Genomic DNA, 13,921 nt, shown 5'->3' on the forward strand with positions numbered 1-13,921 from the left:
ATTCTCTGCAATTATCCACCTGCTACAGTCACAAAGAACAAAACACCTAATATACTCGCAAGAGCACACGATGAAAGGTTAACAAGGTCATTATTAACTATTGTGTTACCGCTCATATGTACCGTTTTACGATTACAATGCCATTTCGATTCGACCACCATCTCACAAGACGGACAACGATAGGTTACCTGTATGAAGGCACCTAATAAGGTATCCAAGATATTTCCGAGGAAACCAAAGACAAATATAATAAACAGGGTGGAAAAAGATAATGAATAGGACAACATAGCAATAATAGCAATAGAGAAGGAACCCATTATTGCAGCAAAGGTTCCGAGAAAACTCATTGCTCCTGAAGTACCAGGTTCTACCTGCTTAAAATGCTTAATTGACAAAGGTCTTCTTTTACTTAAAGAACCTATCTCTGAGGCCCAAGTGTCTGAATTCGCACTCGCAATGGTTATCGTAAAAGCAATAAAAAAAAGGGGAGAAGGAAAAATAATAAAAAGCACACTAAATAATGCAGGTAACCCACCATTAGCAACCACTTGCTGCCAATCTCTAGTAGACCCTTTTTCATGGCGTGCTTCGATTTGTTGCTTCTGCTTTTTCTTGTATTTAGACAATAAGCTTGAACTAGTGAAAAAGAAGCCAAGAAGCAGCAGTCCCTTCCATCCAAAACCTAAGTTAATCAATACACCCACAACAATTGCTGCTATGGTGCCTGACATTGTAAGAAGTTGAAGGAGATAGCCTAAAAAGGCGGCAATGAGTACAAGAAAAATAAATATCAATTCTTTCACTCCATTATTGTAATAATCTTTTGAACAGGTAAATCATGATGGTCTAATGGTATATTATTAACCACTTGCTCTTGGAAAGCTAATGAAAGTGTAAAGCCGTTATAATCCACTAAATAACGATCATAATACCCGCCTCCAAAACCAATACGATCACCCTTTAATGTATAAGCAACGCCTGGAACTATTAATAAATCAATTTCACAAGGCCGAACACTCTTTGTTTTGTCTAATACTGGTTCTTGTAATCCAGAATAAACGACTTCTAGGTTGTCATAACTTGAAAAAATCCTGAAATCCATTTCCCTCGTTTTTGGTAAGCATTTTGGAATAGCCACTTGTTTTCCTTCTGACCAAGCCTTATTAATAATTGGAAAAGTATCGACTTCTGGAAAGCGTGATATTGTAAGGGCAACTACTTTGGATTGTTGCCAATGAGATGTGAGGAATAATTGCGATGCTAATTTTTCTGATTGTGATGTATATTGTTCACTAGGCATTTCTGTTAATTGTTGCATAATCATCTTTCTCAGTTGTTTTTTATCCACCATTTAACTCTCCTATACCTCTATTTATAAAAAACACACTTGTCTTATAAAAATATTAGTTCCAATCTAAACATATGAAGTAACAACCATTGCTCGTAATTTGACCTCTCGAACCTTTCCCGGCATCACCCCTGTGATGAAACCATAAAAAAAGAGACAAAAAAAGCAGCAGGAATCTACCTACTGCTTATTTTGTCTCACGGTGTGTTGTAGAACGCTTTTCTCTTGGGCAGTATTTTTTTAGCTCAAGACGATCTGGATTGTTTCTTTTATTTTTTTTAGAAATATAGTTACGATCTCCGCATTCTGTGCAAGCTAACGTAATATTTACACGCATGTCATTTCCCTCCAAACTACTAAGCACTAGTTCGTTTCATACGACTTTTATATAATATCACTTTTTAGTTTGAAATGCTAGTATGTTTTTTTAAAAGTGTTTGATTTACTTGTAAAAGCTGTTTTTGACAATCATCTGTAATTGACCAAGCTTGTCCGTCAATAGCAGATTTTCCTGTTATTTTAACTGTATCCCCACATAAACTAACTACCTTTCCTTTTCCTATTGGATTGTATGATAATGTTTGTTTTCCGCCTTTGCCATATGACCATATTTTGTTATTTTCCACTTGTGCTTGTTGCATCACTGTGTTTTCCTTCATTTTCACCCCGTTCAAATGACCATTCACTAAGAATAATTGGCGATCGATCATATGATATATCAAGTGTTCAATCGGAGATATAAAAGAAATCTGGTAGTCACACTCTCTTGGATTACTATGCGCCATAAGTACTTTTATCTCTTTACTCGTAGATAGTTCATTGTAAATGTTGAAATTTAACATAGAAATATGATGACCGATTCTCAGCTTTTCTGTACGTATCGATAAACCTTCTACTTGATGTTCTCTTCCTTCCGCCATATCATTCATTTCAATCCAATAAACACTTTTACCAACGGCGATACCTAACGTTTGATGCAATAAGTTTTCCTGATTCGACTGATTCCAATATTCAGTTGTGTAAGGCGTTTGCTCAATTATTTTCACTTTAATCACCTTTTCTTTGGAATTTATTGACTCGTCCGTGATTTCTATACACCTTTAACGTTTGTTTCGCTACCGATTGCCAGCTAAATTCTGTCTTGATTCTTTTTTGAGCTGCACTGACGATTTGGCTTCTAAAGTTAAGTTCTGAAAGTAGAGAATCTATTTTTCTTTCAAGATTTACTACATCTAGAGGATCGAAAAAAACCCCCGACTCATTTTCAATAATCATTTCAATGAACCCGCCAGTTTTAGCTAAAACTACTGGTAGTCCAGCTGCCATCGCTTCTAAAGCAACTATTCCAAATGGTTCGTACAAACTAGGGAAAATAGCTAAGCTAGCATATGCCATCCAGTTGTCACGCTCATATTCGTCAACAAAACCAATAAATTGAATCCATTCATCGATTTGTTTAGCACGAACTTTTTGTCGGTAATACGATAATAACGGGCCTTCTCCAGCGACAATGATTTTTAAGTTTGTATTTTTTCGCTTTAACTTTTCAGCAAGTGCGATAAGAATATCGAACCCCTTCTCTTCTACCATCCTCCCCAGCGAAAAGAGGTATGGTCTATGTTGGGCAAAATGAAATTGTAGGTTCCTATCTTTTTTCATCGGCTTACTTACGCCATTTGGAATGATGGAAATGGTCGAAGATGGCTGTTGGTATTTATGTAGTAACTCATTTCTCATAAAATGACTACAAACTACAAGGTGATCGGCATATGCCATTAATAATTTTTCTTGTCTATCGATAAAGCTTTGACTCTCTGTATGAATTCCATTATGTCTACCTGCCTCAGTCGAATGAATAGTAGCGATAAGCGGTATATCCATTCGCCTTTTTAAAATGATGCTGCTCGCTGCAACTATCCAATCATGGGCATGAATCATATCTATATCATTTTGCTCAATCAAAGCTCTTGCTTTCTCTTCCATTGCTAAATTCACCGAAGCAACCCAATGAAGAAATGATCCTTTTTGCATAAGTGGTGCCACACGATGAATGACTACATTATTTTGCACTTCAAATTCTTCATCAACTTCATCCCTTTTCACTGTTAGCACATGAACGGACACCTTTTCTTGTGCGAGTGATCTGGCTAATTCACTTACATGGCGACCAAGGCCACCAACAATATACGGTGGGTATTCCCAAGTTAACAGTAGAATACTCCCCATCATTGCTTCACTTCATAATAACTATACCCACACACTTGATGGATCCAGTCAGCATTTATTTCTGATGATAACTTGACAGTTCCCGCTCCACTACCTATCTCAGTAGTAAGTAAAGGGAGGTAATTGTCATCCATTAGTTTCAAACAAAGGGTGATGCGGTAAGAGTGATATTCTGTTTTAATGGCGTTTCTAATGATCCTCATCGATTGGTATGGTGGAATAAAAAACTCATATAGATCGGAATGATTTTTACTGTATGATTGAAGCTGAATTACCTGTAAGCAGCTTCTTATATCTTTGTTGTAGTAGAGCGAGAGGATGTCATACTTTTCTTGCCTAACCTTCCAACTAATATAAATATCTTTGTTGATAATTTCAGTTTTTAAAGGTAATAATCCTGACGAATGTATCATGTGATTCTGTTTACTTTCCATTTTTCGAACCATTCTCCTTGTCAGATTATTCTATACATTAATGTTAGCACTGAATGGCCAAGCCCACAATAAACAGATTTTGTCGGTTTATGCTATCTATCGCTACACTTGTTATTATGATAAGCATTTTTTCTTCACCGACTTATTTCTTCATTCATTCGACAGAAACTATGATCACTTACTCGACAAATTCTATAGGAGATTCTTCAAAGTTAGCACGACTTGTCGATATTTATGGTAGAATAACTTTGATATTAAAGCTTTGAGGTGAGAATCATTATATATATATTTGCTGTTTTATTAGTTATCGCTTTACTGCTATTTATTTTATCCTTTTTTCTTAAAGATCCTTACCGTTCCTTAAAGGATGAGATTGACCAACTATCTATCCAACATGTAAAAGAAACGTATCAAATAAAGAAAAAATTAAAGCTGTTAGAAGAAGAATTACTGATAGACGAAATCAAACTTCCGAATGACACTGGGTTATCTAGACCTAAGAAGAAGGAAGTTCATGATATTATAAAAAATCAGGTACTTTTACTTCATAAGCAGGGACTTTCCACAGAGCAAATCGCTAAGCAATCTTCTTTATTAGAAGATGAAGTATTGGCCATTATCACAGCTAGTCAACTTAAAGGTGAAAAGGTATGAAAAAATATGTTTTAAGAGGCTTTTCAGCTGGTGTTTTTTGTACCGCCTTCATTCTTCTTATTGGTTATATGCTTATGAATGAAGAGAACAAGCAAATGATTGATAAGACAGCGGCTCAGGCTTATGTAAAAGAACAAGGTTTTCATGTTTTGACGGATGATGAGATCGATAAACTCATTGAAGAAAAATTAGAACTTGATAAACAACAGGAAGAAGTAGCTAAAGAAGAGACTACCATTACAACAGAAATTAAAATCGAGATCGGTATGCTTCCGCAAGAGATTGCGCAGCAACTTGAAGAGGCAGGCATTATCGAATATAGTGAGGACTTTACTAGCTTTTTAAAAGAATTCAATTATAGTCAGAAGCTACGTGTTGGTACATATCAAGTGAATAATCAACAGTCTTATAAAGAGCTTGCTGATTTATTTAGCAAATCATAAAAAACGAACCTCTATCTCCATATTTCTTACTTGGCTGCAATTACACTCTTAAAATAGAGTTAATTACAGCCTTTTTATTATTAAATTACCGAAGAATATAGTTACGATTACGGAACTTCGTTCAATACATCAGTTCTTTTAGAAATTGACACTCAATTCCCCCGCTTGATCTATTAAATAAAAGAGTATGCTTGTCACAAAAAGTTCCTACTTCTTTATTTTACTTTGCTAGTAAATGATACGGAATTTACCTTTACATGCAATAAAGATGTTAGTTGTTCAGATAAATAAATGGGCGATTCTTCAAACTCTGTATCAATCCAATGCTTAATAAGCCCCAAAACTGTATACGCCTGGTAATTTGTATATAATTGATGATCTATCACAAACTTATCATTTCCTCCAAAGTCTATTTGAATATTATGAACATATTGCTTTAGTGCTTTTATAAATTTATTTTCAAATGTATAAGAAACATCACTTTGTAATAGTGACTTATAATAATGTCTATATTTAAATATATGGTTAAATAATTCTTTTGTAGAAGGTAAAACACTTTGGTCAATTTCATAATCTCGTTGATTTAAAGTACTATTTTCCATCTTGTCGATTAAGTCCCCAATTGCTTCGTTCATCACTTCTTTTAGAACTTCTTCTTTCCTATAGTAATGGTAATAATAGGTGCTTCGATTAATATTTGCAGTAGTTGTTAAGTCAGTTATTGTAATTTTATGAAATGGTTTTAGTAGTAATAATGTAACCAGAGCATCTTTAATCCTTTGTTCAGTCATTAGATTTTTACTCATTAACTTAGCCACCTCTCCGTGTAACCCCAACAAATATATACTTTTTTGTTGGTTGTTAAAGAAAACAAAAATAATTATAGTGGTATTGTAATCGATTACAACAATGTTTAAAAGCTATATTCTATAATTATTTAAAGGGGACTTTTATATGGGTAGATTAACTGGAAAAGTGGCTATTATCACTGGTGCTGCTAGCGGAATGGGTTTGGCAGGTGCACAAATTTTCGCAAAAGAAGGCGCTCAGGTTGTAGCAACTGATATAGTTGAAGATGCTTTAAAAGTGAAGGTTGCGGAGATTATTGATAATGGTGGAGAAGCCATTGCCTTAAAATTAGATGTTTCAAGCCAAGAATCATGGTTAAATGTCGTTCAAACGACAATAGAAAAATACGGTAAAATTGATATTTTAGTCAATAATGCAGGAATTCATATGGCAAAAGGAATTTTAGAAGCAGAATTAGATGATTGGAATAAAGTGATGGCCATTAATACAACCGGTGTATGGCTTGGAATGAAATCCGTTATACCTTATATGCAACAGAATGGCAAAGGGTCAATTATTAATACATCTTCCATTGCAGCAATTGTGGGCGGAGTCGCTGATGCACAAGGCGCAGCGTACAGTGCATCAAAAGGCGCAGTTAGAGCACTTACTAAACATGGTGCTCAGTGGTTTGGAAAAGATAACATCCGAGTGAATTCCGTACATCCTGGTGCAATCTTTACAGGTATGGTTGAGAAAGCTGGAATTAAAACACAAGAAGAAATGGGAGAGAACTATAAAGGTTTAGCTCCATTACCTCCTTATGCTGGAGAGTCAATGGATATTGCAAATGCATACTTATACCTTGCTTCAGACGAATCTAAATTTGTTAATGGAATAGAATTGGTCGTTGACGGTGGTTGGATCAGTAACTAATTTTTTTAATCAAATAAATAAGACTCACATTCATTTCATATAAATAAAAGAACGAACCTCTATGATGAAAGAGGTTCGTTACTTTTATCAATCATTCAAATCAAATTGCTTACCTTTCACTAAATAGAAGATATGCTCAGAAATGTTTGTGACATGATCTGCTGCACGTTCTAAATATCTACAAACAAAAGATAATTGAGTAATTTGCGGAATTCGCTCAGATTGTTCCCCACTTATTCTCAGTAAATCAACAATCGTTTGCCCATATAAATCATCCACTTCATCATCCATGTCAGCAACGGCTTTTGCTTTTTTAAGATCTTCTTCATTGAAAGCAGTTAATGAATCGTTTAACATCGTTAAGCAAATCGCATGCATTTGTTTAATATGAACAATTGGTTTCACATGGTCTTCTTTCCCAATTCTAATCGTTGATTTAGCAATATTCACAGCAAAATCAGCTATTCTCTCAATATCCGTTGCTATCTTTATTGCGACAATAATTCTTCGCAAGTCAATAGCTACTGGCTGTTGTTTCGCTATTAATAAAATGGCATAATCATTAATTTCTTCGTACAATATGTTTGCTTTTGTGTCATTTTCCATGATCTCTAAAGCTAGTTCTATATCATGATTCTCAAGTGCCTGAATCGATAAAGAAAGAGCATTTTCAGCAAAATGACCTAAATCTAATAATTTTCCTCTTAATACTGCTAATTCTTCATCAAACTTCTCTCTTACTGGCAATATAATCAGTCTCCTTTACTTAATTAGCCGAACCTACCGGTAATATAATCTTCCGTTCTCTTATCAGTTGGATTAGAAAAGATTTTATCTGTTTCTGCGAATTCTACTACTTCACCGTTTAAGAAAAAGGCCGTTCGGTCAGATATCCTAGCTGCTTGTTGCATATTATGAGTCACTATAATAATACTATATTCTTTTTTTAATACCTGTACAAGCTCTTCTACCTTTAGTGTTGAAATCGGATCTAATGCTGAGGTAGGTTCATCCATGAGAATAACATCTGGTTCTATCGCCAAACATCTTGCAATACATAGTCTTTGCTGTTGACCACCTGATAAACCATAAGCGTTATCCTGCAATCTATCTTTTACCTCATCCCAAAGCGCTGCCCCTTTTAAACTTTTTTCAACAATTTGATTCAGGACTTTCTTATCTCTTATACCATGAATTCTCGGACCATAAACAACATTTTCATAGATAGATTTAGGAAAAGGATTCGGCTTTTGGAACACCATACCCACTTTTGTTCTTAATTCTTCAACACCATAACGTTTATCAAAAATATTACGTCCACGATATTGAATTTCTCCTGATGTTTTTACTGATGGTACCATTTCAATCATTCGGTTCAACGCTTTAATATAAGTCGATTTTCCACATCCTGATGGACCGATAATCGCAGTTACTTCATTTTCATAAATATCTAAATTGATTTGTTTTAATGCATGATTACTTCCATACCATAAATTTAATTCTTTTGTTTGATAAACTTTATTGTTATCATTAAGATTTTTATAGTTGTCAAGTGAATCGGCGGCTTCTTTTTTAGGTGCAACCAATGTACTCATATTCTCCACTCCTCGTTTAATACCTTTTTTGGAATTTATTTCTGATCAACACAGCAATAGAATTCATCACAATTAACATTACTAGTAATACAATAATGCCCCCCGCTGCAACGGCATGAAACTCTTCTTGCGGTCTACTCGTCCAGTTATAGATTTGCATTGGTAAGACAGTAAACATATCGAAAACAGATTGAGGTAAAAACGCTAAGAAAAGTGGTAAACCAAGCACTACTAATGGTGCCGTTTCCCCGATTGCTCTAGAGAGAGCTAAAATTGCTCCTGTTAATATGCCAGGTAATGCAGCCGGCATAACCACCCTTACAATTGTTTGCCATTTATTAGCTCCCATTCCAAATGACGCTTCTCTTAATTCCATCGGTACACTTCGAATCGCCTCTTGAGCCGCGACGATTATGATTGGTAATACGAGTAAACTCATCGTTAAGCCTGCGGCCAATACACTTGTTCCTAAAGTTAATGCTCTCACAAAAACCGTTAATCCTAATAATCCAAAAACAATCGACGGGACACCTGCTAAGTTAGATATATTAATCTGAATCAGTGAGGTAAACTTATTTTTACTCGCATACTCCTCTAAGTAAATGGCTGTTCCTACACCAAGTATAAGCGTCACAGGGGCAACAACACCCATTAACCAAATGGTCCCTATTAAAGCTGTTTTAATACCCGCTTGTTCAGGATCACGTGAAGGTAAAGATTGCAAGAACTGCCAGTCTAAATAACCAATTCCTTGAGTGATAATGCGATACAATAATATCGCAAGAACCACTAATGCAAACGCAGTCGCCAACATGAACAAACCTTTAAAAACGGAATTTTTCCATTTTCGTGGTGACATTTTCTTTAGTACTTGATCATGATTAATTAATTTCATACTAGTATTCCTCCCTAAAGCGCTTGGAGATGAATTGGGCGAGCATATTCATGAACAAGGTGAAAATAAACAATGTAAATCCAACTGCGTAGATACTATAATAGATGGTCGTACCATATCCAGCATCTCCCTGACTGACTTGGACAATATAAGCCGTCATTGTTTGAATACTACTTGTCACGTCAAAGCTTAAGTTAGGCGTGGAGCCTCCTGCAACAGCGACAATCATTGTTTCACCTATTGCTCTTGAAATTGCTAATACAATAGAAGCAACAATACCTGAAACAGCGGCAGGTATAACAATTTTAATGGCCACTTCAAGTTTTGTTGCCCCTAATGCATAAGCCCCTTCTTTCATCACTTTAGGTACAGACGACATGGCATCTTCTGATAATGAGGCAATCATCGGTGTAATCATAATCCCGATAACAATCCCTGGGCTAAGCGCATTGAATATTTGCAGAGATGGAATCATTTCTCTAAGCACTGGTGTCACAAAAGTGAGAGCAAAAAACCCATAAACGATAGTAGGTACGCCTGCTAATACTTCTAAAATAGGTTTAATAACTCTCCTTGTTCGGTCACTCGCATACTCACTCAAGAAAATAGCTACAGCGAGACCAATCGGGACTGCCACAACTGCAGCTATAAGAGCAACTTTTAACGTTCCTGAAATAAGCGGTAGGATTCCATATGAGCCTTGTGTTTCAGAAAATGGATACCACTTTTGTGCGGTAAAAAATTCTTTGATACTTACGTGACTGAAAAAAGTCGTCGTTTCCACAAATAATGTTACAACGATCCCAATCGTCGTTAATACTGACACAATCGCGGTTAATAATAAGATAACTGGAACAATCTTTTCTGACTTCAGTTTATTTTTACTTTTAGATTTTTTTTGTTGTATAAGTTCTTGCACAGAAAACGCTTTTTCTTCTTGTTGTATATTCATAGTTGATCCCCCCTTCATTACGATGATGATCTCTCTTCATCATTCAAACACTTATTTTAAATCTTCAATTGTTGATAACCCTGTTTCATATTCTTCATCTTTTAATTTCACATAACCGACATCTTCTGAAAGTGCCCCCGCATTTTCTAATGTGAACTTAACGAATTCATATGTTTCTTCATTCTTTAGGGAATCATTTTTCACGTAGATATATAAAGGACGTGATAATGGTGCATACTCCCCTGATTCAACCGTGTCATGAGTCGGCTCTACCGGACCATTCCCACCATCGATTGGAACAACTTTTAGCTTATCTTGATTCTCAACATAATAAGCAAATCCAAAGAATCCAATGGCATTTTCGTCCCCTGCTACACCTTGAACAAGGATGTTGTCATCTTCTGACAGTGTCGCTTGTTCTACAATTGGCTCATCCTCCAGAATGATTTCATTAAAGTAATCATACGTTCCAGAGTCTGTTCCTGGAGAATAAAATTTGACTTCCTCATCTGGCCATTCTGGTCTAATATCTGACCATTTTTTTGTTTCTCCCGTATTGATCCATAACTCTTTCAATTCTTCGATAGTAAGTGAATCGACCCAATCATTCTCTTTATTTACAACGATTGATAATCCATCGTTGGCTAGCTTTAATTCTGAATACTCAATTCCTGCTTCTTCAATTTGGGTTTTCTCTTCATCTTTAATTTCTCTCGAAGCGTTACTGATATCCGTTGTTCCTGCAATAAACTGTTTAAATCCTCCACCTGTTCCAGAAGAAGCGACTGACACTTGTACGCCTGGCTGATCCATACTGAATTCTTCAACAACAGCTTCCATAATAGGATAAACTGTAGAGGAGCCATCAATTTTGATTTCTCCTTGTAACTGTTGATTTTCTTCACTAGTTGTTTGCTCTCCATTACTTGAACTGTTCGCACCGCCATTTGCTCCACATGCCGTTGTAAAAGCAAGAACAGAACCAATCATTAATGTTGATGCCACATACTTGAATCGTTTCTTCATTAGAAATATTCCCCCTAGAAAATCAGTTGTTTTGTCCTACAAACCCATCATAAGACCTAAACGTTAATAGGAAATAAATGTCGTGTAAATATTCTGTAAACCAATGTGAAGAAATGTAAAGTGAAATTTAGGGAAAATCATATCTCATTTTTGGAGTGAGCATTACCTTGCAAACAAACAATGCTGTAAAAGCAAAGTAATGAACATGGGGATTGTCGAGGCACTCCTTAGTAAAAGAACGATAATATAGAGGTAGTTGTGTAGGATTGTCAGCGTTCTTTGCCTCTTTCACTTCTGATGTTATAAACTAAAACTAAAAGAAAAGCATAAAAATAACTCGGATTCCCCCTTTAAAATAGGGTGAATCCGAGTTTGATTGTTGATTAGTATCTGTTATGCTTGTGTTTTTCAAAACAAACAAGCTTATTCATCCTCTTCTTTGTTAACATCAATTACTTCTTGCTTCGTTAAATCTTCTGGTTTCTTACTTTCTTCTTTCGCACGTTCTTCTTTTAATTCAAAGTATTCATCCATGACGCGTTCGGCAATAATCATGTTTGCTTTATGGCCACTTCCACCTTCATAGGCCCAAGGGACCATGACAGCAATTGCCACTTCTGGATTATCAGAAGGTGCATAACCAACATAGCTGATATTCATTACTTCAGGTGGCTCATCATAATTACTACGTAGTGGTCCATCATAGAAAGCCTCTGCTGTTCCTGTTTTACCTGCAGGGTCATACTCTTTATCACCAAAGAAGGATAGTGCCGTACCTTGTTGTTCTTGTGCAACTTGACGGAATCCCTCTTTTACACGTTCAATCCAAGAAGCATCCATATCAAGTTTATTAAGAACTTTCGGCGATATTTCTTCTACAATAGGGCCTAATTCTTCATTTTCTAATAAAGGCTCCCTAATTTCTTTTACTACATGAGGCTCCATTCTATTCCCGCCGTTAGCAATCGTGGACACATATTGCACGAGCTGCATATTAGAGTACGTATCATACTGTCCAATCACTAAGTCCAACATAAATCCAGGGAGTTGACTCATTCCTTTAAATCCTGTTTGTTCATTTGGTAGATCAATCCCTGTTCTAACGCCTAAACCAAACTGAGCAAACGATTCTCTGATTGTATCAAACCCTTTAGGATCTAACGGCAATGATTTATTATAGCGATATGTGCCGCCTCCAATTCGAATGGCTGTTTCAAACATATACACATTGGATGAAACCCTTAATGCGTACAAATCACTAATTGGTCCGAACGTTTTCCATGATTTTTTTACAGGTGTACCAGCAATTTTTAATGGCTGGTCATTAATTACTGTACCAGGTTGAATCACACCTTCCTTATAGCCCGTAAGAATAGTAGCCCCTTTGACTACGGAACCGGCGTTATAAGTGGTCGTAATATTCCCTAACGCATCATCCGTCATTCTTGTTCGGCCTGTTTCCTCATCTTTCACAAGCCTTCTACCAGCCATTGTTAAAATTTCGCCGCTATACGGATCCATTAACACGACATAGGCTCTATCTAAAAGACTGGTTCCTCCAGTTTGTTTAGCCGCACGCAACTCTTCTTCAATGATTTTTTCTGTTGCTAATTGTAAATCCATATCGACACTTAATACTAAATCTTTCCCCCGCTGCCCTTCTGAAATTGTAACCGTTTCTAGAATCGTACCACCTTTATCAGTGACATTTTTCACTTTGGCTTTTTGACCATGGAGGACTTCTTCGTATTGATATTCAAGATAACTTTTACCTACACGGTCATTTCTTGAATAATCTCTTGCTAAATAGTAATCAAGCATTTCTTTCGGAATACCTTCTTCAGAAGAAGAAACAGAACCAAGGACAGATTTCAATGTATTATCAAAAGCATAGTAACGGTCCCAATCAGTTGTTGTATCAACCCCTGGAAGATAATCTAAATTTTCGCTTACTAGGGCGAATTCCTTTGCAGTTACTTCATCATTTTTAACAACTTGTGGTGTAAAGGCATACCCACTAGAGAACTCTCGATAAATCGCAAGCACTTCCAAGTCGTCTTCTGTCAGTTCATCCAATTCTTCTTCCGTAATACGATCTAATGTTAATTGATAGACATCTTTATCGTAATCGGCTTCTTCGTCCTCGCGAATATTTTCCTTTTCTTTCTCTGTTACCTTTTCATCCGCGCGATCAGGATTAATCATAATCCAATAATCTTTTTCATCTCGTTCCGTGACTTTTTCTGTATCTTTTTCAATTAGTTCCGCTAATTTCTCAGCAGTATCAAGCATTTCCTCTTGACTAGCTCCATTATTTGTATATGTAATGGCATTCTGCGGGATATTATCGACAATAATCTTTCCTGTACTATCAAACATCTTTCCCCTAGGTACAGGGTTATTTACAGTGATTTCTTCTGTTCGTTCTATTTCTCGCTTATAGTCATCACCGTAGACAATCTGAACAAACCCTAATCTAAAAATAAGTACAGAGAACAACACAAAGACAATTAAGAATAGCATGTTCAACCGAAAGGACACACGATTCTTCTTTTTCTTTTTATTCAATTGCTAAAACCACACTTCCCTCTTAATTACATATACTTATTTTAAAAGAAAACCA

General features: G+C 36.0%; 16 protein-coding genes. 3 read left to right on the forward strand and 13 right to left on the reverse strand.

What is annotated here, in order from left to right; all coding sequences use genetic code 11:
• Window positions 1-11: 11 nt before the first annotated feature.
• The 6 genes from MHI57_RS07310 to MHI57_RS07335 form a co-directional block, all read right to left on the reverse strand.
• Window positions 12-803: a DUF92 domain-containing protein gene (locus tag MHI57_RS07310; protein WP_409338367.1), complete on the reverse strand. Its 792-nt coding sequence runs from the start codon at window positions 801-803 to the stop codon at window positions 12-14.
• Window positions 800-1,348, reverse strand: a complete 549-nt coding sequence (locus MHI57_RS07315) for a 5-formyltetrahydrofolate cyclo-ligase (protein ID WP_445293195.1) — start codon at window positions 1,346-1,348, stop codon at window positions 800-802. Before MHI57_RS07315 ends, MHI57_RS07310 begins: the two co-directional genes overlap by 4 nt.
• A gap of 187 nt (window positions 1,349-1,535) precedes the next feature.
• The gene (gene rpmG, locus MHI57_RS07320; protein WP_057771568.1) at window positions 1,536-1,685 is read right to left on the reverse strand and encodes a 50S ribosomal protein L33; all 150 of its coding nucleotides are present in this window, start codon (window positions 1,683-1,685) and stop codon (window positions 1,536-1,538) included.
• Window positions 1,686-1,749: 64 nt separating this feature from the next.
• Window positions 1,750-2,394 (reverse strand): hypothetical protein, encoded by a 645-nt coding sequence (locus MHI57_RS07325; protein WP_289434143.1) that lies wholly within the window; start codon window positions 2,392-2,394, stop codon window positions 1,750-1,752.
• A 1-nt stretch (window position 2,395) separates the two neighbouring features.
• Window positions 2,396-3,574 carry a glycosyltransferase family 4 protein gene (locus MHI57_RS07330; RefSeq protein WP_340975601.1) on the reverse strand — a complete coding sequence of 393 codons (1,179 nt, stop codon included), beginning with the start codon at window positions 3,572-3,574 and terminating at the stop codon, window positions 2,396-2,398.
• Window positions 3,574-4,008, reverse strand: coding sequence for a hypothetical protein (locus MHI57_RS07335; RefSeq protein WP_224935972.1), 435 nt, complete (start codon window positions 4,006-4,008; stop codon window positions 3,574-3,576). The genes MHI57_RS07330 and MHI57_RS07335 overlap by 1 nt, the downstream gene beginning before the upstream one ends.
• Before the next feature lie 267 nt (window positions 4,009-4,275).
• Here MHI57_RS07335 and MHI57_RS07340 point away from each other — a divergent pair, with 267 nt between their 5' ends.
• Both MHI57_RS07340 and MHI57_RS07345 read left to right on the forward strand, forming a co-directional pair.
• On the forward strand, window positions 4,276-4,662 hold the full coding sequence (locus MHI57_RS07340) for a hypothetical protein (protein WP_308937068.1): 387 nt from the start codon (window positions 4,276-4,278) through the stop codon (window positions 4,660-4,662).
• Window positions 4,659-5,105: a hypothetical protein gene (locus tag MHI57_RS07345; protein ID WP_340975606.1), complete on the forward strand. Its 447-nt coding sequence runs from the start codon at window positions 4,659-4,661 to the stop codon at window positions 5,103-5,105. Before MHI57_RS07340 ends, MHI57_RS07345 begins: the two co-directional genes overlap by 4 nt.
• 215 nt (window positions 5,106-5,320) lie before the next feature.
• Here MHI57_RS07345 and MHI57_RS07350 read toward each other — a convergent pair whose 3' ends face one another.
• The gene (locus tag MHI57_RS07350) at window positions 5,321-5,896 is read right to left on the reverse strand and encodes a TetR/AcrR family transcriptional regulator (protein WP_340975607.1); all 576 of its coding nucleotides are present in this window, start codon (window positions 5,894-5,896) and stop codon (window positions 5,321-5,323) included.
• A gap of 163 nt (window positions 5,897-6,059) precedes the next feature.
• Here MHI57_RS07350 and MHI57_RS07355 point away from each other — a divergent pair, with 163 nt between their 5' ends.
• A complete protein-coding gene (locus MHI57_RS07355; protein ID WP_224935969.1) occupies window positions 6,060-6,830 on the forward strand; it encodes an SDR family NAD(P)-dependent oxidoreductase in 771 nt (256 codons plus the stop codon).
• 87 nt (window positions 6,831-6,917) lie between these two features.
• Here the strand turns inward: MHI57_RS07355 and phoU are convergent, their stop codons facing one another.
• The 6 genes from phoU to MHI57_RS07385 form a co-directional block, all read right to left on the reverse strand.
• The gene (gene phoU / locus MHI57_RS07360; RefSeq protein WP_180316949.1) at window positions 6,918-7,577 is read right to left on the reverse strand and encodes a phosphate signaling complex protein PhoU; all 660 of its coding nucleotides are present in this window, start codon (window positions 7,575-7,577) and stop codon (window positions 6,918-6,920) included.
• 23 nt (window positions 7,578-7,600) lie between these two features.
• Window positions 7,601-8,416, reverse strand: coding sequence for a phosphate ABC transporter ATP-binding protein PstB (pstB, locus tag MHI57_RS07365; RefSeq protein ID WP_370873266.1), 816 nt, complete (start codon window positions 8,414-8,416; stop codon window positions 7,601-7,603).
• Window positions 8,417-8,441: 25 nt separating this feature from the next.
• The gene (gene pstA, locus MHI57_RS07370) at window positions 8,442-9,320 is read right to left on the reverse strand and encodes a phosphate ABC transporter permease PstA (protein WP_340975610.1); all 879 of its coding nucleotides are present in this window, start codon (window positions 9,318-9,320) and stop codon (window positions 8,442-8,444) included.
• A gap of 1 nt (window position 9,321) precedes the next feature.
• Window positions 9,322-10,272 carry a phosphate ABC transporter permease subunit PstC gene (gene pstC, locus MHI57_RS07375; RefSeq protein ID WP_095372558.1) on the reverse strand — a complete coding sequence of 317 codons (951 nt, stop codon included), beginning with the start codon at window positions 10,270-10,272 and terminating at the stop codon, window positions 9,322-9,324.
• A 51-nt stretch (window positions 10,273-10,323) separates the two neighbouring features.
• The gene (locus tag MHI57_RS07380; protein ID WP_095372557.1) at window positions 10,324-11,298 is read right to left on the reverse strand and encodes a PstS family phosphate ABC transporter substrate-binding protein; all 975 of its coding nucleotides are present in this window, start codon (window positions 11,296-11,298) and stop codon (window positions 10,324-10,326) included.
• A 423-nt stretch (window positions 11,299-11,721) separates the two neighbouring features.
• Window positions 11,722-13,821, reverse strand: a complete 2,100-nt coding sequence (locus MHI57_RS07385; protein ID WP_322909686.1) for a peptidoglycan D,D-transpeptidase FtsI family protein — start codon at window positions 13,819-13,821, stop codon at window positions 11,722-11,724.
• Between the last annotated feature and the right edge of the window lie 100 nt (window positions 13,822-13,921).

The organism is Cytobacillus sp. FSL K6-0129 (assembly GCF_038007625.1).
Lineage (GTDB): Bacteria > Bacillota > Bacilli > Bacillales > Cytobacillaceae > Cytobacillus > Cytobacillus kochii.

Bases quoted from the DNA above. Each gene is read 5' to 3' on its own strand.
- rpmG (WP_057771568.1), bottom strand. From the start codon at position 1,685: ATGCGTGTAAATATTACGTTAGCTTGCACAGAATGCGGAGATCGTAAC.
- MHI57_RS07335 (WP_224935972.1), bottom strand. From the start codon at position 4,008: ATGGAAAGTAAACAGAATCACATGATACATTCGTCAGGATTATTACCT.
- MHI57_RS07355 (WP_224935969.1), top strand. From the start codon at position 6,060: ATGGGTAGATTAACTGGAAAAGTGGCTATTATCACTGGTGCTGCTAGC.
- pstC (WP_095372558.1), bottom strand. From the start codon at position 10,272: ATGAATATACAACAAGAAGAAAAAGCGTTTTCTGTGCAAGAACTTATA.
- MHI57_RS07345 (WP_340975606.1), top strand. From the start codon at position 4,659: ATGAAAAAATATGTTTTAAGAGGCTTTTCAGCTGGTGTTTTTTGTACC.
- MHI57_RS07350 (WP_340975607.1), bottom strand. From the start codon at position 5,896: ATGACTGAACAAAGGATTAAAGATGCTCTGGTTACATTATTACTACTA.
- MHI57_RS07330 (WP_340975601.1), bottom strand. From the start codon at position 3,574: ATGGGGAGTATTCTACTGTTAACTTGGGAATACCCACCGTATATTGTT.
- MHI57_RS07385 (WP_322909686.1), bottom strand. From the start codon at position 13,821: ATGCTATTCTTAATTGTCTTTGTGTTGTTCTCTGTACTTATTTTTAGA.
- MHI57_RS07380 (WP_095372557.1), bottom strand. From the start codon at position 11,298: ATGAAGAAACGATTCAAGTATGTGGCATCAACATTAATGATTGGTTCT.
- pstA (WP_340975610.1), bottom strand. From the start codon at position 9,320: ATGAAATTAATTAATCATGATCAAGTACTAAAGAAAATGTCACCACGA.